19 protein-coding genes are annotated in these 22084 nt (G+C 73.0%); 12 read left to right on the top strand and 7 right to left on the bottom strand.

The features are described from left to right. Positions 1-140: 140 nt before the first annotated feature. Complete coding sequence (locus tag DEO23_RS15340; protein WP_205678999.1) at positions 141-818, top strand: dihydrofolate reductase family protein; 678 nt, start codon at positions 141-143, stop codon at positions 816-818. 27 nt (positions 819-845) lie between these two features. Here the strand turns inward: DEO23_RS15340 and DEO23_RS15335 are convergent, their stop codons facing one another. Then, the gene (locus DEO23_RS15335; RefSeq protein WP_109276907.1) at positions 846-2579 is read right to left on the bottom strand and encodes a phospho-sugar mutase; all 1734 of its coding nucleotides are present in this window, start codon (positions 2577-2579) and stop codon (positions 846-848) included. Further along, the gene (locus tag DEO23_RS15330; protein WP_109276906.1) at positions 2576-3403 is read right to left on the bottom strand and encodes a purine-nucleoside phosphorylase; all 828 of its coding nucleotides are present in this window, start codon (positions 3401-3403) and stop codon (positions 2576-2578) included. The genes DEO23_RS15335 and DEO23_RS15330 overlap by 4 nt, the downstream gene beginning before the upstream one ends. Positions 3404-3443: 40 nt before the next feature. Here DEO23_RS15330 and DEO23_RS15325 point away from each other — a divergent pair, with 40 nt between their 5' ends. Then, positions 3444-4910 carry an NAD(P)H-quinone dehydrogenase gene (locus tag DEO23_RS15325; RefSeq protein WP_109276905.1) on the top strand — a complete coding sequence of 489 codons (1467 nt, stop codon included), beginning with the start codon at positions 3444-3446 and terminating at the stop codon, positions 4908-4910. Positions 4911-4991: 81 nt separating this feature from the next. Here DEO23_RS15325 and DEO23_RS15320 read toward each other — a convergent pair whose 3' ends face one another. The 5 genes from DEO23_RS15320 to DEO23_RS15300 form a co-directional block, all read right to left on the bottom strand. Then, complete coding sequence (locus DEO23_RS15320) at positions 4992-6773, bottom strand: acetyl/propionyl/methylcrotonyl-CoA carboxylase subunit alpha (protein ID WP_109276904.1); 1782 nt, start codon at positions 6771-6773, stop codon at positions 4992-4994. A 162-nt stretch (positions 6774-6935) separates the two neighbouring features. After that, positions 6936-7631 (bottom strand): Maf family protein, encoded by a 696-nt coding sequence (locus tag DEO23_RS15315; RefSeq protein WP_109276903.1) that lies wholly within the window; start codon positions 7629-7631, stop codon positions 6936-6938. Then, complete coding sequence (locus tag DEO23_RS15310) at positions 7628-9304, bottom strand: DUF885 domain-containing protein (protein WP_109276902.1); 1677 nt, start codon at positions 9302-9304, stop codon at positions 7628-7630. Before DEO23_RS15310 ends, DEO23_RS15315 begins: the two co-directional genes overlap by 4 nt. 83 nt (positions 9305-9387) lie before the next feature. Next, a complete protein-coding gene (locus DEO23_RS15305; protein WP_109276901.1) occupies positions 9388-9663 on the bottom strand; it encodes a hypothetical protein in 276 nt (91 codons plus the stop codon). Next, complete coding sequence (locus DEO23_RS15300) at positions 9660-11249, bottom strand: acyl-CoA carboxylase subunit beta (RefSeq protein WP_109276900.1); 1590 nt, start codon at positions 11247-11249, stop codon at positions 9660-9662. The genes DEO23_RS15305 and DEO23_RS15300 overlap by 4 nt, the downstream gene beginning before the upstream one ends. Before the next feature lie 126 nt (positions 11250-11375). Between DEO23_RS15300 and DEO23_RS15295 the strand changes: the two genes are divergently transcribed. The 10 genes from DEO23_RS15295 to DEO23_RS15250 all read left to right on the top strand — a co-directional run bounded on the left by DEO23_RS15295 (position 11376) and on the right by DEO23_RS15250 (position 21982). Then, positions 11376-12317, top strand: coding sequence for a biotin--[acetyl-CoA-carboxylase] ligase (locus tag DEO23_RS15295; RefSeq protein ID WP_109276899.1), 942 nt, complete (start codon positions 11376-11378; stop codon positions 12315-12317). Next, the gene (locus tag DEO23_RS15290) at positions 12314-13546 is read left to right on the top strand and encodes an adenylate/guanylate cyclase domain-containing protein (RefSeq protein WP_240613446.1); all 1233 of its coding nucleotides are present in this window, start codon (positions 12314-12316) and stop codon (positions 13544-13546) included. The genes DEO23_RS15295 and DEO23_RS15290 overlap by 4 nt, the downstream gene beginning before the upstream one ends. 97 nt (positions 13547-13643) lie before the next feature. After that, complete coding sequence (locus DEO23_RS15285; RefSeq protein WP_240613445.1) at positions 13644-14348, top strand: response regulator transcription factor; 705 nt, start codon at positions 13644-13646, stop codon at positions 14346-14348. Positions 14349-14351: 3 nt separating this feature from the next. Continuing rightward, the gene (locus DEO23_RS15280) at positions 14352-15746 is read left to right on the top strand and encodes an ATP-binding protein (protein ID WP_109276897.1); all 1395 of its coding nucleotides are present in this window, start codon (positions 14352-14354) and stop codon (positions 15744-15746) included. Between the two features lie 9 nt (positions 15747-15755). Further along, a complete protein-coding gene (locus tag DEO23_RS15275; RefSeq protein ID WP_420808032.1) occupies positions 15756-17012 on the top strand; it encodes a 5-(carboxyamino)imidazole ribonucleotide synthase in 1257 nt (418 codons plus the stop codon). Further along, on the top strand, positions 17009-17560 hold the full coding sequence (gene purE / locus DEO23_RS15270) for a 5-(carboxyamino)imidazole ribonucleotide mutase (protein ID WP_109276896.1): 552 nt from the start codon (positions 17009-17011) through the stop codon (positions 17558-17560). Before DEO23_RS15275 ends, purE begins: the two co-directional genes overlap by 4 nt. A 27-nt stretch (positions 17561-17587) precedes the next feature. Then, positions 17588-18313: an acyltransferase gene (locus tag DEO23_RS15265; protein ID WP_109276895.1), complete on the top strand. Its 726-nt coding sequence runs from the start codon at positions 17588-17590 to the stop codon at positions 18311-18313. Beyond that, a complete protein-coding gene (locus tag DEO23_RS15260; RefSeq protein ID WP_109276894.1) occupies positions 18298-19416 on the top strand; it encodes a DegT/DnrJ/EryC1/StrS family aminotransferase in 1119 nt (372 codons plus the stop codon). Before DEO23_RS15265 ends, DEO23_RS15260 begins: the two co-directional genes overlap by 16 nt. Next, entirely contained in the window at positions 19413-20456 is a 1044-nt protein-coding gene (locus tag DEO23_RS15255) for a Gfo/Idh/MocA family protein (protein WP_109276893.1), read from the top strand. Before DEO23_RS15260 ends, DEO23_RS15255 begins: the two co-directional genes overlap by 4 nt. Next, positions 20453-21982, top strand: coding sequence for a glycosyltransferase (locus tag DEO23_RS15250; RefSeq protein ID WP_109276892.1), 1530 nt, complete (start codon positions 20453-20455; stop codon positions 21980-21982). The genes DEO23_RS15255 and DEO23_RS15250 overlap by 4 nt, the downstream gene beginning before the upstream one ends. Positions 21983-22084: the final 102 nt, after the last annotated feature.

Genomic DNA, 22084 nt, shown 5'->3' with positions numbered 1-22084 from the left:
GATCGGACCCCCAGGCGTGGGCCCGTGCAGTGGACGGGCCCGGTGCGGATCCGGCCCCTTGATGGTGCGAGGCCCCAGGACGGGCGCCAAGCCGCAGGAAAGAGCATCCGCGGACCAGCCGGCAGCCCCATACTCGATCCATGAACACAGACACGGCCGTCAACGATCCCGGCGCCACCTCGAAGACCCGGGTGCAAGGCATGTTCGTCTCGCTCGACGGGTTCGCCGCGGGCACCTACGTGACGCTCGAGGAGCCCTTCGGGGAAGCGATGGCCCTCACCCGTGGCCACGACGGCCGCGCCATCCATGGCATCGGCAACATCGAGGACATCACCTTCGACGGCGCGATGGCGAGCATGTTCGACCAGGGCATCGGCGTCGAGATCATGGGCAGACGGAAGTTCGGTCCCCAGTCGGGTCCCTGGACGGAGGACGGCTGGCGCGGCTGGTGGGGCGAGGAGCCGCCGTTCCGCACACCGGTCATCGTCCTCACCCATCACGAGCGCGAGCCGATCGCGTTCGACAACGGCACCGTCTTCCACTTCCTCGACGCCTCGCCGCAAGAAGCCCTGCGGCGCGCCCGCGAGCTGGCCCCGGGCGCGGACGTGCGGATCGGTGGCGGGCCCACCACCGTGCGGGAGTTCCTCGCGGCCGATCTCGTCGACACCATGCACCTCGTGATCGTGCCCGTCACGATCGGCGTGGGCACCCGCCTCCTCGAGGACGGCATCCCCTCGGCCGAGGACTTCGACATCCGGTCGGTCACGCTGCCCAGCGGCCGCACCCATCAGCTCTGGAACCGTCGGCGCGGCGACTGAGTCGGAGGGACGCCCCGGGTGCCGCGCTCACGCCCCGGTGAGCGCTGCGCGCATCTCCTCGGTGATCTGCTCCAGATGTGCCGAGGCCTCGAGACGGATCTCGCCGAGCGCCGCCCGGTCCGCGTCGGCGACGACGTCCTCATGGACCTCGATGTAGCACTTGAGCTTCGGCTCGGTGCCCGAGGGACGCACGATCACGCGGGCGTCGTCGCTCGTCGCGAGCAGCACGCCGTCCGTGGGCGGGAGGCCGGTGGTCGCCACCGAGCCCTCGGCGAGATCCTGCACCTCGATGATCTCCGAGTCCGCGAGGGAGAGCGGCGGCTGCTCGCGCAGGCGCGCCATCATCACGTCGCGGTCGGCGAGGTCCTGGACCCGGATCGACAGCTGGGAGGTCGCGAACAGGCCGGTGTCCCGCGCGAGGTCGTCGAGGTCGTCCACGAGGGAGCGGCCGCGGGCCCTGGCGTCGGCCGCGAGCTCGGCGACCAGCAGGGCGGTCGACAGCCCGTCCTTGTCGCGCACCACGTCGGGCAGCACGCAGTAACCGATCGCCTCCTCGTAGCCGAACACGATCCCCGGGGTGCGCGCGATCCACTTGAAGCCGGTCAGGGTGGTCGCGCTCCGGCAGCCCTCGGCCCGGGCGATCCGGGAGAGCCAGCGCGAGGAGACCACGGAGTTCGCGAACACGCCGCGGGTGCCGTGCGCGCGGAGCAGTCGGGCCCCGAGCAGCACGCCGAGCTCGTCGCCGCTGAGCATCCGCCAGGCGCCCAGGTGCGGGTCGTGCACGGCGGCCGCGCAGCGGTCGGCATCGGGATCGTTGGCGATCACCACGTCGGCCTCGAGGGTGCGGGCGAGCTCGAGGGCGAGATCGATCGCCCCCTTCTCCTCGGGGTTCGGGAAGGCGACGGTGGGGAAGTCGGGATCCGGATCGGCCTGCTTGGCGACCGCGTGCACGTCGGTGAAGCCGCTGCGGTGCAGCGCCGCGAACGCCGTCGCCCCGCCCACGCCGTGCATCGCCGTGTGGACGATCCGCACCTCGCGCGGGGCATCGGGCAGCACGACGTCGCCGATCGCGTCGAGGTAGGCCTCGGGCACGGCGGGATCCATCAGCTCCCAGCCGTCCTCGCTGCGGGGGATCTGCCGGACGGGGCCGACGGCCGCGATCGCCTCGGCGATCCGCGCATCCGAGGGCGGCACGATCTGCACACCGCGGCCGTCGGGCTCGCTCGCCCGACCGCCCAGGTAGACCTTGTAGCCGTTGTCGGCCGGCGGGTTGTGCGAGGCGGTGACGACCACGCCCGCGTCGGCGTCGAGGTGGCGGGTCGCGAAGGCGATCAGCGGGGTGGGGCAGTGGCCGTCGGTGAGGACCACCCGGCAGCCGGCGGCGGTCATGATCTGCGCCGAGGCGAGAGCGAAGGCCGCGGAGTTGTGGCGGGCGTCGTGGCCGATCACCACCAGCGGCGCCTGCTCGGTGCCTGCGCCCCCGAGCTCGCCGAGCAGGAAGTCCGCCAGGCCGCGGGCGGCGCGGGAGACGACCGCCAGGTTCATCCGGTTCGATCCCGGCCCCATCCTCCCGCGCAGTCCGGCGGTGCCGAAGGCGAGCGTGCCGTCGAAGGCGTCCTCCAGCTCCGCCGCGGCCTCCTCGGCCTCGGGGCCGGAGCCGGCGGCCTGGTCGAGCAGGCCCGTCAGCGCCGTGCGGGTCGCGGCGTCGGGGTCGTCCTCGATCCAGGCCCGGGCCTGCTCGCGCAGCTGCTCGGGGATCATGCGGCCTCCTCGGCGACCTTCCGGACCACGCGGGCCAGCAGGGCTGCGATGCGGGGGCCCGCCTCGCGTCCCGCCTCGACGACCTCCTCGTGGCTGAGCGGGGTCGCACTGATGCCCGCGGCGAGGTTCGTGACCAGGGAGATCCCCAGGACGTCCATGCCCGCCTCGCGGGCGGCGATCGCCTCCAGGGCCGTGGACATGCCCACCAGGGTCGCGCCCAGCGTCCGGGCCATGCGCACCTCGGCAGGCGTCTCGTAGCTGGGGCCGCGGAACTGCATGTAGACGCCCTCGGCGAGCTCCGGATCGACCTCGCGGGCGATCTCCCTCAGGCGCGGGGTGTACAGATCGGTGACGTCCACGAAGGTGGCGCCGCGCAGCGGGGACGTCCCGGTGAAGTTGATCTGGTCGCTGATCAGCACGGGCGTGCCGGGCGACCAGGACTCGTCGATCCCGCCGCAGCCGTTGGTGAGCACCATCGTGCCCGCGCCCGTCGCGGCGGCGGTGCGCACGCCGTGCACGACGGCCTCCACCCCGGCTCCCTCGTAGTAGTGGGTGCGCGCACCGATCACGAGGGCGTGGGTGTCCGTGCCCTCGATCGCGATCGACCGCAGGGTCCCGACATGGCCCGCCAGAGCGGGGGCGCGGAAGCCGGGGACCTCGGTCGCGGGCGCCTCCCAGACGGTCTCGCCCAGCAGATCGGCGGCCCCTCCCCACCCGGAGCCCAGGACCAGGGCGATGTCGTGGTGATCGATGCCGCTGAGGGCGGCGATCCTCTCGGCGGCCGTGCGGGCGGCGGCGTGGGGGTCGACGTCGAGTTCGCTCATGCGGCCAAGCCTACGGCGGTCCGTGGGCCACAATGGACCGATGGCCGATCCGAGCACCGCCCTGCCCCCGGACCCGTCGCGACGCGTGGTCGACGAGGACGCGCCACGGGTGGTGATCATCGGCGGCGGCCCCGGCGGGTACGAGGCCGCGCTGACGGCCGCTCGCCAGGGCGCCCGCGTCACGCTGATCGAGGCCGACGGCATCGGCGGGGCCGCCGTGCTCACCGACGTGGTCCCTTCCAAGAGCCTGATCGCGACGGCCGACGTCCTCGACCAGGTGGGGGCCTCCGCCGGGCTCGGCATCCGCGACGCCGAGGACGCCGGCGAGCCCGTCGCGGAGTCGCTGACCGTGGACCTCGCGCGCGTCAACGCCCGTCTGCGGGACCTCGCCGACGCCCAGTCCCACGACGTCACCGCCTCGCTGCGCGCCGCCGGTGTGGAGGTGCGCAAGGGCCGCGGCCACCTGCTGGACGCCGACCACGTGAGGCTGCTCCCCGAGGGCGGCGGTGAGCAGGAGACCCTGCGCGCCGACGTCGTGCTGCTCGCCGTCGGCGCGCGCCCACGGGAACTGCCCGAGGGGAGGCCCGACGGCCGGCGGATCCTCTCCTGGACCCAGCTGTACGACCTCGCGGAGCTGCCCTCGCATCTGATCGTGGTCGGCTCCGGGGTCACCGGGGCCGAGTTCGCGAGCGCCTACCGCGCGCTGGGCAGCGAGGTCACCCTGGTGTCCTCCCGCGAACGAGTGCTGCCGGGCAGCGACGAGGACGCGGCGGAGGTGCTCGAGGACGCCTTCGCCCGCCGCGGCATCTCCGTGTGGTCGCGCAGCCGCGCCGCCGCGGCCCGTCAGGTCGGGGAGGGCGCCGAGGAGGGCGTGGTGGTCATGCTCGAGGACGGACGGGAGATCCACGGCAGCCACGTGCTGATGGCCCTCGGCGCGGTCCCGGCGACCGCCGACCTGGGCCTCGAGGAGGCCGGCGTGCGCCTGCGTCCGAGCGGCCACATCGAGACCGACCGGGTCTCGCGGACGTCGTTGCGCGGGGTCTATGCGGCGGGGGACTGCACGGGGGTGCACCCGCTGGCCTCAGTCGCCGCGATGCAGGGACGGATCGCGATGGCCCATGCGCTCGGAGAGGCCGTCAGTCCCCTGATCCACCAGCAGGTCTCCTCGGCCGTGTTCACGAGCCCGGAGATCGCGATGGTCGGGGTCGGCGCGCGCGAGCTGGCCGAGGGCGCCGACGGCGAGGTGCACATGCTGCCCCTGGCCACCAACCCCCGCGCGAAGATGCAGGGCCTCGCCCACGGCTTCGTGAAGCTCGTGGTGCGCCCGGGATCGGGCACCGTGGTGGGCGGCGTCGTGGTCTCCCCGCGGGCGAGCGAGCTGATCCATCCCATCACCCTCGCGGTCGCCCAGAGGATGACGGCCCACGACCTCGCCTCGGCCTTCACCGTGTACCCCTCGTTGACCGGGTCGATCGCGGAGGCGGCCCGCAGGCCCGCGGAGGAGTAGCAGCCCCCGAGCACAGCTCCGCCGGGTGGCGTTCCCGGGGAGCAGGCGCTCAGGGAAGCCGACCCGGCGGGACGGTGGGTCTCAGTCCTCGATCTGGCAGAGCACGGCGCCGGCCGAGACGGTCGCGCCGACCTCCGCGTCGAGCCCCGAGACGACACCCGAGCGGTGCGCGGTGATCGGCTGCTCCATCTTCATCGCCTCGAGGACCAGCACCAGGTCGCCGTCGGCGACGCTCTGGCCGTTCTCCACCATGAGCTTGACGATCGTGCCCTGCATCGGGGCCGTCACCGCGCCGCCGCCGGCGGTTGCGGCGCCCTCGGTGCTGCGCTGGCCGACCTTGCGGCGCTGACGCGCCGGCATCTGGGGAGCGCGCAGCGAGGCGGGCAGGCTGACCTCGACGCGTCGGCCGTCGACCTCGACCACCACGGACTCGCGGCCCTCCGGCTCCTCCGGCGGGGAGGGCAGCGCGGCCGGCGGGATGTCGTTGTCGAACTCGGTCTCGATCCAGCGGGTGTGGACCTCGAAGGGGGTCGAGGGGTCCTCGGGGGCGAAGGCGGGGTCGGTGACGACCTTGCGGTGGAACGGCAGCACCGTGGGCAGGCCCTCGATGCGGAACTCGTCCAGCGCACGACGCGAGCGCTCGAGCGCCTCCTGGCGGGTGGCGCCGGTGACGATCAGCTTGCCGAGCATCGAGTCGAAGGAGCCGGAGATCTCGTCCCCTGCGCGGACGCCGGAGTCCACGCGCACTCCCGGGCCGGACGGCGCCGAGAACACCTTCACGGGGCCGGGGGAGGGCAGGAAGCCGCGGCCGGCGTCCTCACCGTTCAGACGGAACTCGAAGGAGTGGCCGCGCGGGATCGGGTCGACCTGGGAGATCTTCTCCCCGGCGGCGATGCGGAACTGCTCGCGCACCAGGTCGACCCCGGCGACCTCCTCGGACACGCAGTGCTCGACCTGCAGGCGCGTGTTGACCTCGAGGAAGGAGATCGTGCCGTCGGTCCCGACGAGAAACTCGCAGGTCCCGGCGCCGTAGTATCCGGCCTCCGAGAGGATCGACTTCGAGGCCGCGACCAGCTCGGCGTTCTGCTCACGGGTGAGGAAGGGCGCGGGGGCCTCCTCGACGAGCTTCTGGTGGCGACGCTGCAGGGAGCAGTCGCGCGTGGAGACGACCTGGACGTTGCCGTGGATGTCGGCGATGCACTGCGTCTCGACGTGGCGCGGGGAGTCGAGGTACTTCTCGACGAAGCACTCGCCGCGACCGAAGGCGGCGACCGCCTCGCGCACGGCGGAATCGAACAGCTCGCGGACCTCGGACTCCTCACGGGCGACCTTGAGGCCGCGGCCGCCACCGCCGAAGGCCGCCTTGATGGCGATCGGCAGCCCGTGCTCGCGGGCGAAGGCGACGACCTCGTCGCTGCCGGCGACCGGATCCTTCGTACCGGCGACCAGCGGAGCGCCGGCGCGCTCGGCGATGTGACGGGCCGAGACCTTGTCGCCCAGGGACTCGATCGCCGAGGGCGGCGGGCCGATCCACACCAGGCCCGCGTCGATCACGGCCTGGGCGAACTCGGCGTTCTCGGAGAGGAAGCCGTACCCGGGGTGGACCGCCTCGGCGCCCGAGCGCTCGGCGATGTCCAGCAGCTTGTCGACCACGAGGTACGAGTTCGCCGCGGTCTCGCCGCCCAGGGCGTAGGCCTCGTCGGCCACCGTGGTGTGCAGGGCGTCGCGATCGGGATCGGCGTAGACCGCGATCGAGCGCAGTCCCGCGTCCTTGCACGCCCGTGCCACACGCACCGCGATCTCCCCGCGATTGGCGATGAGCACCGATCCGAAGGGGCGGTGCTGGGAGCTGCGTGATGCCATGGGGCGGGTCCTTCCGGGGGAGATGAACGGGTCCGAGTGTAGTTCAGCGTGCGCGCGCGTCGAATCCGCCCCGCGCGTCGCGCCGCAGAGCCCGACCGTGCAGGCCACGCTGACACGAGGTGGACGGCCTCGGCGGGGTGAGAGATCGCACGATCGTGCGGCTCAGGCGTCCTGCCAGAGCTCGTGGATGCCGATGCCGATCTGGCCGAGCAGCTCGCGCAGCAGCGGCAGGCTGAGACCCACGACGGCGTGCGGGTCGCCCGTCACCGAGGTGATGAACGGGCCGCCGAGCCCGTCGATCGTGAAGGCGCCCGCCACCCCGAGGGGCTCGCCGGTGCCCACGTACGCGTCGATCTCGTCCTCGGAGAGATCTGCGAAGACGACCTCGGTGCTCGCGGTCGCGCCGATGGTCGCGCCCGTGCCCTCGTCCTCGCTGTCGCGGTCGTCCACGAGCCAGTGCCCGCTGTGCAGGACGGCGGTGCGTCCGCGCAGCGCCCGCCAGCGCTCCCGGGCGAGTTGGGGCGTGTGCGGCTTGCCGATCACCTCGCCGTCCAGCTCGAGCATCGAGTCGCAGCCGAGCACCACGTATCCACCCTCGGAGGCGTCGGCGACGGCGTGGGCCTTCTCACGGGCCAGCAACAGCACCGCCTCGGTGGGCTCCAGCTCACCCTCGGCGGCCTCACGGGCCGCCCGGAGGATGCCCTCCTCGTCGAGGTCGGCCGCCGCCTGGTCGAACTCGATGCCGGCGCGCTCGAGGGTGCTGCGCCTGCCGGCGGAGGCGGAGGCGAGCAGCAGCAGGGGCAGGGACTCCTCGTCGTGCTCCTCGGCGGGCGTGATCGGATCGGTGGGGGTGCTCATGCGAGGGCCTCCTTCAGGACGGACAGCGGCAGGCTTCCCAGCTCGAGGGCGCGACGGTGGAAGTCCCGCGGGTCCTCGCCCGGTGCGACGTGGTCCCCGCGCAGCGTCTCCCAGGTGCGCCGTCCCACGGCGTAGGAGGGTGCCTGGCCGGGCCAGCCGGTGTAGCGGTTCAGCTCGAAGCGGCGCTCGGCCTCGCTCGCACCCCAGTTCGGCGCCATGAAGTCCCAGGCCGTCTCGTACGTCCAGCTGCCGCCGTCCGCGCCCGGCAGACCCGTGGGCATCGGCAGCTGCAGGTGCAGGCCGATGTCCAGGACCACGCGGCCGGCGCGCATGCGCTGGGAGTCGAGCATGCCGAGGCGGTCGCCGTCGTCCTCGAGGTAGCCCAGGGAGTCCATGAGCTTCTCGGCGTACAGCGCCCAGCCCTCGCCGTGGCCGGAGACCCAGCACATCAGGGCACGCCAGCGGTTCAGCGTGCTCGCCTGCAGGGTCTGGGTGCCCACCTGCAGGTGATGGCCGGGGACGCCCTCGTGGTAGACGGTCGTGGTCTCGGTCCAGGTGCGGAACTCGGTGTTCTCCGGCGGCACGTCCCACCACATCCGGCCGGGTCGCGTGAAGTCCTCGCTCGGTCCGGTGTAGTAGATGCCGCCCGAACCGGTGCGGGCGATCCTGCACTCGAGGCGCCGCAGCGGCTCAGGGATCTCGAAGTGGCTGCCCGCCAGCTCGCGCAGCGCGGTGTCGGAGAGCCCCTGCATCCATTCCTGCAGGGCGTCGGTGCCGTGCAGGATCCGCGCGGGGTCGGCGTCCAGGGAGGCACGAGCAGCCTCGATCGAGGAGCCCCCGTCGTTGCCGTAGTGCGTGTTGAGTCGGCGCGCCACCGTCTCCTGCTCGGCGATGATCCCGCGCAGCTCGTCGATGCCCCACGCATAGGTCTCCTCGAGATCGACCTCCTCGCCCAGGAACACGCGGGAGGCGAGCGCATAGCGCTCCCGGCCCACGGCATCGGACTGCGGTGCCCGCTCCCGGAGCGAGTCGAGGACGTCGGCGATCTCGCGGTACCCGCGGGCGGCCTCCTCGGCGGCCGCTGCGACCGCATCGCGCCGGGACTGCTCGCCCACGGCCTCGCTCGCGAAGGCGGGGAAGAAGTCCTCGGCATAGCCGCGGGCCTGGGTCGCACCGAGCTCGAGCTGGCGACGGGAGGCGACCACGCCGCGGTCAGCGGCCTCGCGCAGCGACTCCGCCCAGCCGGACAGGGCCTGCGGGAACCTCGTGAGGCGTTCGGCGATGACGTCCCAGTCCTCGGCGGTCTCCGCCGGCATCTGGTCGAGGACGTCGCGGATCTGGAGGGTCGAGGCGAGGTTGTTGACGGCCGCGACGTCGAGGCGCTGTTCGGCGAGCTCGAGCTCGAGCCCCAGGCGCTCGCGCATCGCGGCGCGGGTGACCGCGTCCACGGCGTCCTCGTCGGGCGTCTCCTCGAGCCGGGCGAGGGTGCGGCGGGTGTCCTCCGTGCGCTCGGCGACGGCGGCGGGGGAGTAGTCGGTCACCTCGGACTCGTGGCCGGGGATGCCGAGCTCGGTGGCGAGGAAGGGGTCGGCGGCGACGGCGCGCTCGACGTACTCGTCGGCGACGGCGTCCAGGGCGGTGCGGGAGCGCTGTGCGCTCGGGGATGCGGGCATGCTCGCGAGTCTACGAGCGGCGGCAGCGTGACGGGGCGGGAATTCGTCCCAGCAGCCATGCCCGGCCCCGAGGACCGTGCACGTCAGCGGTCGGAGAACACCCAGGCGGACTCCGAGGGGCGCCCGCGCAGCGTGTGCCCGCGGGGGAAGCTGTGCATGGCGTCGTTCCAGACGCCCGCGCCCGCACGGTGCTGCTCGCTGAGGACGCGCTCGTCGGCCTCGAGGCGGCTGGCGACGCTCAGCGCGGAGACGGCGACCGCGATCGCGGCCAGCTCGTCGTCCGACAGGCGCCCGGCGACCAGGCGCACGTCCCCGCTGCCCGTGCGCACGGCGCCGGTGCTGCTGGAGGGCTCGATCACAGCGGGATGTTCCCGTGCTTCTTGGTGGGCAGCGACTGGCGCTTCGTGCTCAGCATGCGCAGGGCGCGAGCGATCTGCACACGGGTCGCGGAGGGCTCGATGACGCTGTCGATCCAGCCCCGCTCGGCCGCGGCGTACGGGGTCGCGAACCGCTCCTCGTACTCCGTCTGCAGCTTCTCTCGCTCGGCCTCGATGTCGCCGCCCTCCTCCGCGACCTTCTTCAGGTTCTGGCGGTGCAGGATGTTCACGGCGCCCTGGGCGCCCATCACGGCGATCTGCGCGGTGGGCCAGGCGAGGTTGATGTCGGCGCCGAGGTCCTTGGACCCCATCACGATGTAGGCGCCGCCGTAGGCCTTGCGGGTGATCACGGTGACCAGGGGGACCGACGCCTCCGCGTACGCGTACAGCAGCTTCGCGCCGCGACGGATGATGCCGCCGAACTCCTGGTCGGTGCCGGGCAGGAAGCCGGGGGTGTCCACGAAGGTCAGCACCGGGATGTTGTTGGCGTCGCACAGGCGCACGAAGCGGGCGGCCTTCTCCGAGGCGTCGATGTCCAGCGTGCCCGCGAAGTGCGAGGGCTGGTTGGCGATGATGCCGACGCTGCTGCCCTCGACGCGCCCGAACCCGACCATGATGTTCTGGGCGAAACCGGGCTGGACCTCGAGGAACTCGCCGTCGTCCAGCACCGTGCGCAGCACCCGCTGCATGTCGTAGGGCTGGTTGGGCGAGTCCGGGATCAGCTGGTCGAGCGCGCGGTCCTCGGCGGTGGGCTGCTCGTCGAAGGGCGTGGGGAAGGACGGCGCGGGGCTGAGCGTGTTCGCGGGCAGGTAGCTCAGCACGTCCTTGACGTACTCGATGGCCTCGTCCTCGTCGGGCGCCATGTAATGGGCGACGCCCGAGCGGGTGGAGTGCGTGCGGGCGCCGCCGAGCTCCTCGAAGCCGACGTCCTCGCCGGTGACGGTGCGGATCACGTCGGGGCCGGTGATGAACATGTGCGAGGTCTTCTCGACCATCACGATGATGTCGGTCAGGGCGGGGGAGTACACGGCGCCGCCCGCCGCCGGGCCCATCACCAGGGAGATCTGCGGGATCACGCCCGAGGCGCGGGTGTTGCGCCGCATGATCCCGGCGAACATCGCCAGGGAGGCCACGCCCTCCTGGATGCGCGCGCCGCCGCCGTCCAGGATCCCGATGATCGGGACGCCGGTGGACAGGGCGAGATCCTGGATCTTCTGGATCTTGCGGCCGTGGGCCTCGCCGAGGGAGCCGCCGAAGACGGTGAAGTCCTGGGAGTACACGCAGACCTGGCGGCCGTCGATGGTGCCGTAGCCGGTGACGATGCCGTCGCCCTCGGGGCGCTTGCGCTCGAGGCCGAAGGCGTGCGACTGATGCGTCACGAAACGGTCGGTCTCGACGAAGGAACCGTCGTCGAGCAGATCGGTGATGCGCTCGCGGGCCGTCTTCTTGCCTCGTGCGTGCTGCTTCTCGACCGCGACCACATCGGCTGCGTGGACGGCTCGGTCCTCGCGATTCTGCAGGTCGGCGAGTCGTTCAGCCGTGTTCAGAGGCCGGGGGGCGTCGGTCACGGAACCTCCTGTGCGGACCGTCAGGGAAACACAGGGATACTACGCTACCCAGGCGCTCCCGTTCGGCACCCGGAGCCCCGGCGAGGTCGCGGGAGTGCACGGACATCGAGGAGAGCGGGCAGCAGCATGGCGCCAGCAGAACAGCAGGTGGGCCCGGGGCGGAGCGACCTGGGGCACGGGGGCGACCGCCCGGGGCCGGCGCCCGACGAGCGCCCTGCCCCGCCTCCGCTGCACGTGCTGGAGACCACCTCCTCGACCCAGGACGCGGCCCGCGAGATGCTGCGGGACGGTGCCGCGACGCCGTTCGCCGTCCACACCCTCGATCAGCGAGGCGGCCGGGGACGCCTGGGCCGTCCGTGGCGGACCCCGCCGGGCGGCGGTCTCGCCCTCACCCTCGCGCGCACCAGCTCCCTGCGCCCCGACCGGCGCTCCTGGTACCCGCTCGTGGTCGGACTCGGCGTGCTCGAGGCGCTCGCCGGGACGGCGGAGCTCGGGCTCAAGTGGCCCAACGACCTGCTCACCCCGGACGGGCGGAAACTCGGTGGGATCCTGCTCGAGGCGGAGGGCCAGGAGCACCTCCTGGTCGGGGTGGGGCTGAACCTGCGCGGGCCCATCGTCCTCGAGGACCCCTCGGCGCTCCCGCCGGCCTGGCTCCACGGCGAGGGCGGAGTCGCTCACGGACACGCCGACGCCGGCCCCGAGGGGGAGGCCGCCGGGGCCGAGGACGACCGGGAGGGTGCGCTCGCCGCGGCGCTCGCGGCGCGGATCGAGGACGAGCTGCGCCTCCTGGACGTCCACGAAGGGGACGCCGTGGCCAGCGGGCAGCACAGCCGCTACTCTATGGCGTGCCTCACACTGGGCTGTGGGGTGCGCTTCCATGCGGCGACCGTCGCCGATCCCGCCGCCGACTCCTCCGCAGGTGCCGGCACCGCCGTGCGGATCGATGCAGACGGGGGCCTCGTGCTGCGCACCCCGGACGGTGACGAGCGCAGCGTCTCGGCCGGCGACATCCGCCATCTGCGCACCACCTCGACGAGCCTCCCCGACCATCAGGAGATCCATCCGTGACCGATGAGAACCCGGACCTCGCCTCGGACCTCGAGCCCGATGCGCGCGAGCACCAGGGGGACCCCGTGGACGCGGAGACGCCCGCCTCGCAGCGCGTCCCGCACAACGCCCTCGAGGCGCTGGACGACCTCGGGGGCGGGCAGGGGCTGAGCGGGGCCGACATCTCCTCCGAGGAGATGGCGGCTCTGAACCGGCGCTTCCAGGCGGTGCGGCGCAGCGTCGGCGCTCTGGAGAAGGTGCTGCTGCAGGGGCCGCGCGAGCACTCCAGGCGCGACCTCGCCGAGCAGCAGGGCATCCCCGAGCGGCTGATCTCCACCTACTGGCGCTCACTGGGCTTCGGACCCGTCGACGAGGACACCGTCGTGTTCACCGACGAGGACGCCTTCGCGATCGGCGACCTGGTCGCGATGGTCGACGACGGGGCGATCTCGGAACGCGCCTTCACCTCGATCTCCCGGGGCCTGGGCTACCACATGGGACGCCTCGCCATGTGGATCACCGAGGCGCTCGTCGAGGAGGCCAAGAGCCGCGACGGCAAGGACGACGGCGAGGCGCGCGAGCAGATGCTGCAGACCGTCCCCCAGCTCATCGAGACCCTCGAGACCCAGGTGCTGTTCACCTTCCGTCGCCAGCTCGCCGCCTACTCCGCCCGCGCGGGCTCCGAGGTGCTGCAGGCGGGGGAGAACGGCACCCACGACGAGGTCTTCCCGCTCCACCGCGCCGTCGGCTTCGCCGACCTGGTCCAGTTCACGCGGCTCTCGAGGTCCCTGGGCGGGGCCGAGCTCGCCGACGTCGTCACCAAGTTCGAGGTCACCTGCCGCGACATCATCTCCGTGGGCGGCGGCCGGGTCGTCAAGACCGTGGGCGACGAGATCATGTTCCTCGCCGACGCCCCCGAGGACGGCGCCCAGATCGCCGTCTCGATCGCCGAGGCGATCCGTGACGATCCCGATCTCCCCTCCGCCCGCGTCGGCATGTGCTGGGGCTCGATGTTCTCCCGCTACGGGGACGTCTTCGGCCCCACCGTGAACCTCTCCGCCCGCCTGGAGTCGGTGGCCGACCCCGGCGGGGTGCTCGTGGACCTCGAGACCTCCGAGGCCGTCGAGCGCGCCCTGCCCGGAGGGTTCACCGCCTCCGAGATCCGCCCCACCGAGCTGCACGGCATCGGCACGGTCGAGGCCGTGGCCCTGTCCCGGGGCAGCTCCGCGCCGCTGGACATGGGCCTGTGAGGGCGGCCGTCACGGCCCCGGATCGCGACCGCTCCGGCGTCCTCCGCCTCGCCCGACGAGCACCGGCTCGGCACGGGCACGGAGGTCGGCACGTAGGATGCCTCCTGTGACACGCCTGCTGCTCGTCGAAGACGATTCCGCGATCGCCGAACCGCTGTCCCGCGCACTGGACCGCGAGGGATACTCCGTCGCGCGCGCCTCCCGTGGGATGGACGCCCTGGGCATCGCCTCCACCGGCGACCCGATCGACCTGGTCATCCTGGACCTCGGGCTGCCCGACCTCGACGGTCTCGAGGTCGCCCGGCGCCTGCGCAAGGGAGGCCTGGAATCGCCCATCCTGATCCTCACCGCCCGTGCCGACGAGGTCGACGCGGTCGTGGGTCTGGACGCCGGCGCCGACGACTACGTCACCAAGCCCTTCCGGCTGGGGGAGCTGCAGGCCCGCATCCGTGCCCTGCTGCGTCGCGCCCAGAGCGTCGAGGAGTCCACGAGCGCCTTCGACGTCAACGGCGTCTCGCTGGACGTCTCCGCCCGTCGGGCCTACATCGAGGGAGAGGAGCTGAACCTCTCGGCCAAGGAGTACGACCTGCTGACCGTGCTGGTGCGCGAGTCCGGCAGCGTCGTCACCCGCGACGACCTCATGCGCGAGGTCTGGGGTGCCGAGTGGTGGGGCTCCACCAAGACCCTGGACATGCACATCTCCTGGCTGCGCCGCAAGCTCGGCGACGACGCCACCAACCCTCGCAGGATCACCACCGTGCGCGGTGTCGGATTCAGGTTCGAGACCGGCGACGGGAGCTGACGCGTGCGCACGCGAGTGCTGCAGGCGACGGTCATCACGGTCATCCTCACGGTCCTGCTGCTGGGAATCCCGCTGGCCTACTCATGGCTCCAGCTGACCGACCAGAACCTCACCGCCCGCGCCACCTCCATCGCCAACGAGGTCAGCACCACCACCGAGAAGCGCATCAGCGACGATCGGCCCATCGACAGGGCGCTGCTCCAGCAGACCGCCGACTCCCAGCCCGACCTGGCCGTCCACATCACCGTCACCTACGAGGGACGCACGATCGAGGCCGGGCCCGATCCGGGCGACTCCACCAAGGTGATCTCCACCCCCGGGACCTCGGGACAGAACGTCACCGTCACCATCACCCGCGCGGACGTGCGCGCCCACACCGCGAGCGCGGCGGTGCTGATCATCGTGGCCGGGCTCGCCGCGATCTCGATCGGCGTCTCGGTCGCCCTGTGGCAGGCGCAGCGGATCTCGGCGCCGCTGGCCCGCCTCACCCGCCGCGCCGAGGAGATGGGATCGGGCCGCGCCCGCGGCCCCTGGCGTCCCAGCGGGATCAGCGAGATCGACACCGTCGCCGAGGAGCTCACGAACTCCGGCGCGCAGCTCACCGAACGTCTCGAGGCCGAGAGCCGGCTCGCCTCCGACGCCTCGCACCAGCTGCGCACGCCGCTGACCGCCCTGTCGATGCGCCTGGACGAGATCCTCGCGACCAGCTCCGAGGAATGGGTGCGCGACGAGGCCCGCATCTCCCTCGAGCAGATCGACCGCCTGACGGAGGTGGTCCACGACCTGATCAACGCCCCGCGCGCCTCCCAGCGCCGCACGCCGGGCGTCGTCGAGCTGCGCACCGTGCTCACCCAGCAGAGCGAGGAGTGGTCCCCGGCCTACCGCGCCGCGGGCCGTGAACTGCGCATCCAGGTGCCGCGCGCCGCGGCCGTGTGGGGATCGACCGGGCCGCTTACCCAGGTGGTCGCGACCCTCGTCGAGAACTCGCTCACCCACGGCGGCGGTCGCACGCTGGTGAAGGTGCGGCGCAACGACAAGTCCACCGTCGTCGAGATCTCCGACGAGGGCCGCGGGATCGATCCCGCACTGGGCAAGAGGGTCTTCGAGCGCTCGGTCTCGGGTCGGACCTCCGGCACCGGGGTCGGTCTCGCCCTTGCGCGCACCCTGGTCGAGGACGACGGCGGCCGCCTCGAACTGCTCAGCGAGCAGCCCGCCACCTTCGGCGTGTTCCTGATCTCCGCGCCCGACGAGGAGAGCACCGAGGACGAGGACACGGTGCTGGGCGGCGAGCGCAGCGATGAGCTGGGCTCGCTCCCGCAGGGAGCCGTTCTGCCGCGGCGTCGGCGGCTCGGGCACGGCGGGCGGACGCACGCGCGGGACGAGCGCTCCCACTCCTAGGATGGGGCCGTGCCCGAGACGAACAGCCAGCCCCCGCAGACCCCGCCCGCACCCGCAGCAGCGCACGGTCCCGTGAGGATCGGGGTCGTCGGCGGCGGGCAGCTCGCCCGCATGATGCTGGGCCCGGCGATCGAGCTCGGCCTCGAGGTGACCGTGCTCGCCACCGGCCCCGCCGAATCGGCCGCCCAGGGCGCCGCCCGGGTGCGGATCGGACGCCACGACGACGAGGAGGCCGTGCGCGCCCTCGCCGACGAGGTCGACGTGCTCACCTTCGACCACGAGCACGTGCCGCCGCCGATCCTCCACGGCCTCGTGCGCGACGGCCTCGCCGCGGTGCGCCCCGGCCCCGACGCCCTCGTGCACGCCCAGGACAAGCTGCTGATGCGCGAGCGGCTGACCGCGCTCGGCCACCCGTGCCCGCGCTGGTGGCGCGCGACGGGCCCGGCCGACGTCGAGGCCGCTCTGGACGACGTCGCCGCGGAGGGGGCCGACCGCCGTTCCGCACGTGTGGTCGTGAAGACCCCCCGGGGCGGGTACGACGGCCACGGCGTGCGCGTGGTCTCCTCCGGCGAGGACGTGGCCGACTGGTTCACCGAGCACGGTGAGCTGCTGGTCGAGGAGCTCGTGCCCTTCACCCGTGAGCTCTCCGCGCAGGTCGCCCGTCGCCCCGGCGGCGAGACCGTTCCCTTCGAGGTGGTCCGCTCGCGTCAGCAGGACGGTGTCTGCTTCGAGGTGATCGCCCCCGCGCCCGATCTCGACCCCGCAGCCCAGCGCAGCATCCAGGACCTGGCGCGGGCGATCGCCGAGGACCTCGACGTGACCGGGATGCTCGCCGTCGAGCTGTTCGAGACCGCCGACGGCCGCGTGCTCGTCAACGAGCTCGCCATGCGCCCTCACAACACCGGGCACTGGTCGATGGACGGTGCGGTCACCGGGCAGTTCGAGCAGCACCTGCGGGCTGTCGCCGATCTCCCGCTGGGGTCGCCCGCCCGCACCGCACCCCACGCGGTGATGGTGAACCTGCTGGGCGGTTCCCGCGATGACCTCGCCGCCGGGGCCCGCGAGGCCATGGCGCAGGATCCCTCCCTCAAGGTCCACCTCTACGGCAAGGACGTGCGCCCCGGCCGCAAGGTCGGTCACGTCAGCTGCGCGGGCGAGGACCCCGAGGAGCTGCTCGCGCGCGCCCACCGGGCCGAGCGGCTGATCATCGAGGGCCGGAGGTCCGTCGAGGACCAGGGCGGCGCCGCAACGGAGGAGAACGCATGACCGAGCAGGTCAACGCCGAGACCGAGACCGGGACCGGTGCCCCGACCCCGCGGGTCGCGATCGTGATGGGGTCGGACTCCGACTGGCCCACCCTGAGCCCCGCCCGCGAGGCCCTCGAGGAGTTCGGCCTGGACTCCCACGTCGACGTGGTCTCGGCCCATCGCATGCCCGAGGACATGGTCGACTTCGGTCGCACCGCCGCCGACCGCGGACTGCGGGTGATCATCGCCGGCGCGGGCGGCGCCGCCCACCTGCCCGGCATGCTCGCCGCGCTCACCCCGCTGCCCGTGATCGGGGTGCCCGTCCCGCTCAAGCACCTCGACGGCATGGACTCCCTGCTCTCGATCGTGCAGATGCCCGCCGGGGTGCCGGTCGCGACGGTGTCCATCGGCGGGGCCCGCAACGCCGGGCTGCTGGCCGCGCGCATCCTGGGCGCCGCCGACGACGCCGACGGGGTCCGCCTGCGCGAGCGCATGACGCAGTTCCAGGGCGAGCTGCGCGACCTCGCCCACGCCAAGGGCGAAACGCTGCGGGGATCCCTGTCCTGAGGGCGACGCTCCGATAGGTTCGCTGGTATGAACGAGAGCACCCCGTCCGCCCGCGTGCCCCGAGACGGCGTGCGCATCGTCGACTCCGCCGACGTCGCGGACACCGCCCGCATCGGTGCCGGCAGCTCCATCTGGCACCTCGCCCAGGTCCGGGAGGACGCCGAGCTCGGCAGCGACTGCATCGTCGGCCGGGGCGCCTACGTCGGCACCGGTGTGCACATGGGCGACGGCTGCAAGGTGCAGAACTACGCGCTGGTCTACGAGCCGGCCGAACTGGCCGAGGGCGTCTTCGTGGGGCCGGCCGCGGTGTTCACCAACGACCACCGTCCGCGCGCCGTGAACCCCGACCTCAGCCCGAAGTCGGCCGAGGACTGGGAGCCCGTGGGCGTGACCTGCCGACAGGGTGCGTCGATCGGCGCGCGCGCCGTCTGCGTCGCCCCGGTGACCATCGGCGAATGGGCGATGGTCGCGGCGGGCTCCACCGTGACCCGCGACGTCCCCCCGTACGCGCTCGTCGCCGGGGTCCCCGCGCGCCGCCTCGCCTGGGTCGGCCGCTCGGGGGAGAAGCTCCAGCCCGCCGCGGACGGCACCGACTCGTGGGTGTGCCCGTCCACCGGCGAGTGGTACGTGGCCGACGAGGCCACCGGGGGCCTGCGCCTGGCCTCCGATGCCGTCCCCAGCCCCGCCGGGGGCGCGACCGACATGGACATCCACGACCAGGGAGAGGACGAGGGCGCATGGACCAGCCGATGATCCCCGCCGCCAAGCCGATCATCGGTGACCAGGAGCGCGAGGCCGTGGACCGCGTGCTGCGCAGCGGCATGGTGGCCCAGGGCCCGGAGGTCGCCGCCTTCGAGGAGGAGTTCGCCGTGCAGCTCGCGGCGGGCCGCCCCACGGTCGCGGTGAACTCCGGGACCTCCGGCCAGCACCTGGGGATGCTCGCCCTGGGTCTCGGCCCCGGGGACGAGGTCATCGTCCCCTCCTTCACCTTCGCCGCCACCGCCAACGCGGTCGCGGTCAGCGGCGCGACCCCCGTGTTCGTCGACGTGGACCCCGAGACGTTCTGCCTGGACCCCGCCGCCGTCGAGGCCGCGATCACCGAGCGCACCGTGGGCATCCAGCCCGTGCACCTCTACGGCCACCCCGCGGAGATCGACACCCTGGTGAGGATCGCCGACCGTCACGGCCTGTGGATCGCCGAGGACGCCGCCCAGGCCCACGGCGCCACCTGGCAGGGGCGGCAGGTCGGCACCTTCGGCCGTTTCGGCATGTTCTCCCTGTACCCCACGAAGAACATGACCAGCGGCGAGGGCGGCATGGTCGCCTGCGCGGACGAGGACCTCGCCCGTGGCGTGAAGCTGCTGCGGAACCAGGGCATGGAGGTCCAGTACGCCAACGAGGTCGCGGGCTTCAACAACCGCATGACCGATCTGCACGCCGCAATCGGGCGGGTGCAGCTGACCCGGCTCGCCGGCTGGACCGAGGAGCGTCGCCGCAACGCCGCCCGTCTGGACGAGGGGCTCGCCGGGCTCGACGGGGTGGTGACCCCCGTCGTGCGGGAGGGCGCCGAGCACGTCTACCACCAGTACACGATCCGCGTGGACGGCGCATCGGCCGCGCAGCGCGACGCGTTCGCCACCGCCCTGCGCGAGGAGCACGGCGTGGGCTGCGGGGTCTACTACCCGACCCCCGTGCACCGCCTGCCCTCCTACGAGCTCGACCTGGACCTGCCGGTGACCGAGAGACTGACCCGCGAGGTGCTCTCCCTGCCCGTCCATCCCAGCCTGGGCGAGGCGGACCTCGAACGGATCGTCACCGCGGTGCGCACGGTCGCGAGCGCGGGAGGCGGAGCATGAGCGCCACGGGATCCGCGACGGCAGCAACCGGCGGCCGGCCGCTGCGGGCGGGCCTCATCGGCCTGGGCATGATGGGCCGTCACCACGCCCGCAACCTGCGCTCCCTCGAGGGCGTCGAGCTGGTCGCCGTCGCCGATCCGCAGGGCGACCCGCACGGGGCCGCCGCCGGTTACGACGTCCTGCCCGACGCCGCGGCCCTGATCGCGGCGGGCATCGACTACGCGGTGATCGCCGTGCCCACCCAGTTCCATCGCGACGTCGCCCTGGCCTTCGCCGAGGCGGGCGTGCACTGCCTGGTGGAGAAGCCCCTCGCCTTCGACATCGACGAGGCCGAGGAGATCGCCACCGTCTACGAGCGCGCCGGACTGGTCGGCGCCGTGGGCTACATCGAGCGCTACAACCCGGCCCTGCAGGAGATGCGCCGCCGGCTCGCGGACGGACAGCTCGGGGAGATCTACCAGATCTCCACGCGCCGCCAGGGCGGGTTCCCCGCCCGCATCGCCGACGTCGGCGTCGTCAAGGATCTGGCGACCCACGACCTCGATCTCACCGCCTGGGTCGCCGACAGCGACTTCTCCGACGTCGCCGCCTTCTCGACACGCCGCTCGGGACGCGAGGACGAGGACATGGTCAGCGTCTCCGGACGGCTGCGCAACGGCACCGTCACCAGCCACCTGGTCAACTGGCTCTCCCCGTTCAAGGAACGCACCACCGTGGTCACCGGCGAGAAGGGGGCGCTGGTCGCCGACACCGTCAACGCCGACCTCAGCTTCCACGCCAACGCCGAGGCCACCACCAACCTCTGGGAGTCGATGGCCTCCTTCCGCGGTGTCAGCGAGGGCGACATGGTGCGCTACTCGCTGCGGCGCACGGAACCGCTCGCCACCGAGCACGCCGCCTTCCGCGATGCCGTGAACGGCGATGCGTCCAACATCGTCACCATGCGCGAGGGGCTGCAGACGGTCCGCGCCGTCGAAGCGGTGCTGCGCTCGGCCCAGGAGGGACGCATGGTCCCGGTGGACCAGGTGCACCTGCCGTGAGCAGTGCCCGTGGGGTCGTGCGCGCGGCCCGAGGCCATGCCCTGCGCATCGGTGCCCGGGCCGGCCGCGTGCTGCCCGGGGCGGCCGGGGCCCGCGCCCGCTACCTCGACCTGGTCGCCCGCCTGGACGGCGGCGAGGACCCCGCCGGTCGGGACCGCGAGATGCGGGAGGAGCTCGAGCGCTCCTCGGCCCTGTTCCGCTCCGGCGACCACACCGCGAGCCTGCTGTGGTTCGACAAGGCACTGCGGATCGCCTACCACCCCACGCTCCACTACTCCGAGTCGGCCTCACCGCTGACCGCCGACCCCTCGGCGTTCCTCGCTCCGTTCCGCGACAGCGCCGTGGGCCGGGAGCTGTTCGCCCTGCCGAAGACGGACCAGGGCCCGCAGCGTCCCGCACCCCGAGGACACGGGGGCGGCGAGCAGGCGGGCGCCGGGTCGAGGTCGAGGTCGGGCGAGCCGACCCGACTGCTCGTGATCGCCCAGCGCAACTGGACGTTCGCCGAGCCCGTGATCGAGGCTCTCGGCTCCCGCGGCTTCGCCGTCCGCCGCTTCGAGGTCGACGACCTCCCCGCCGATCAGCGCCCCACCCGCGAACGGGTGCTGAGCGCACGCCTGCGCCTTGCGCTGACCGGGGAGCGCCTGCCCACCCCCGAGTCGTTGCGCGAACAGTTCGAGTGGGCTGACACGGTCCTGGTCGAATGGGGGCACCACGTCCTCACCTGGGTCTCGATGCTGCAGACGATGCCGCGCCGCACCGTCGCCCGGTTCCACCGCTTCGAGGTCTACACGCCCTTCCCGCTGCTCACCGTGTTCCCGGTCGTGGACCGCGTCCTGTTCGTCTCCCCGCCCGTGCGCTCGCTGCTCGAGCACGTCACGGGGAATCTCGCGAGCGCCGGCGAGATCATCGAGGTCGACAACTTCCTCGGCCGCGGGCTGGGGGAGGAGCCGGACGGCCACGGCGACCCGCACCTGCTCGCCCAGGTGGGCTGGGTGCGCCCGGTCAAGGACGTGCTGTTCACCCTCGACCTGCTCGCGCGCCTGCGCGCCGAGGACCCGCGCTACCGTCTGCTGCTGATCGGCCCGCCGCTGCCGGCCTCGGCCGACGAGGACAGCTTCCACGAGCGAGCCGTGCGCGAGCGCCTCGCCGGATTCGACGAGGGCGCCGTCGAGATCCTGGGCAGCCGGGACGACGTCCCGCAGCTGCTCGCCGGGGCCGGCTGGATCATCTCCTCCTCCCTGGTCGAGGCCGTCCACGAGGCCGTGATGGAGGGACTGGCAGCGGGGTGCGTGCCGATCGTGCGCGACTGGCCGGACGTCCGCGACTACGGCGGCGCGCGACTGATCTACCCGGAGGACTGGGTGGTCGAGGACCTCGAGGCCGCCACGGCTCGCGTGCTGGGCATCCAGCGGACGGGCTCGCACGCCGAGCACGCTCGCGCCGGACGCGACTGGGTGGTGCGCCGCCGCTCCCCGGACGTCGTCGCCGAGCGCTACGTCGCAGCGCTGTCCGCGCCACAGGCCTGAGCGCAGCAGCGGTGGCCGCAGAGCGATCGTCGCTGTGCCGAGCGCCGCACGCGCCCCGGTGAGCGCGTTCTGCGGGGCTCGGCACGGTAGCGTGAGCGCACC

It is taken from the genome of Brachybacterium endophyticum (assembly GCF_003130585.1).
GTDB classification, from domain to species: domain Bacteria; phylum Actinomycetota; class Actinomycetes; order Actinomycetales; family Dermabacteraceae; genus Brachybacterium; species Brachybacterium endophyticum.
This window is presented reverse-complemented; position numbering and strand designations above follow the sequence as displayed.

What these genes read in the sequence shown, in the direction of transcription:
- DEO23_RS15340 (WP_205678999.1), top strand. Translation starts at nt 141, where the DNA reads ATGAACACAGACACGGCCGTCAACGATCCCGGCGCCACCTCGAAGACC.
- DEO23_RS15335 (WP_109276907.1), bottom strand. Translation starts at nt 2,579, where the DNA reads ATGATCCCCGAGCAGCTGCGCGAGCAGGCCCGGGCCTGGATCGAGGAC.
- DEO23_RS15330 (WP_109276906.1), bottom strand. Translation starts at nt 3,403, where the DNA reads ATGAGCGAACTCGACGTCGACCCCCACGCCGCCGCCCGCACGGCCGCC.
- DEO23_RS15325 (WP_109276905.1), top strand. Translation starts at nt 3,444, where the DNA reads ATGGCCGATCCGAGCACCGCCCTGCCCCCGGACCCGTCGCGACGCGTG.
- DEO23_RS15320 (WP_109276904.1), bottom strand. Translation starts at nt 6,773, where the DNA reads ATGGCATCACGCAGCTCCCAGCACCGCCCCTTCGGATCGGTGCTCATC.
- DEO23_RS15315 (WP_109276903.1), bottom strand. Translation starts at nt 7,631, where the DNA reads ATGAGCACCCCCACCGATCCGATCACGCCCGCCGAGGAGCACGACGAG.
- DEO23_RS15310 (WP_109276902.1), bottom strand. Translation starts at nt 9,304, where the DNA reads ATGCCCGCATCCCCGAGCGCACAGCGCTCCCGCACCGCCCTGGACGCC.
- DEO23_RS15295 (WP_109276899.1), top strand. Translation starts at nt 11,376, where the DNA reads ATGGCGCCAGCAGAACAGCAGGTGGGCCCGGGGCGGAGCGACCTGGGG.
- DEO23_RS15285 (WP_240613445.1), top strand. Translation starts at nt 13,644, where the DNA reads ATGCCTCCTGTGACACGCCTGCTGCTCGTCGAAGACGATTCCGCGATC.
- purE (WP_109276896.1), top strand. Translation starts at nt 17,009, where the DNA reads ATGACCGAGCAGGTCAACGCCGAGACCGAGACCGGGACCGGTGCCCCG.
- DEO23_RS15265 (WP_109276895.1), top strand. Translation starts at nt 17,588, where the DNA reads ATGAACGAGAGCACCCCGTCCGCCCGCGTGCCCCGAGACGGCGTGCGC.
- DEO23_RS15260 (WP_109276894.1), top strand. Translation starts at nt 18,298, where the DNA reads ATGGACCAGCCGATGATCCCCGCCGCCAAGCCGATCATCGGTGACCAG.
- DEO23_RS15255 (WP_109276893.1), top strand. Translation starts at nt 19,413, where the DNA reads ATGAGCGCCACGGGATCCGCGACGGCAGCAACCGGCGGCCGGCCGCTG.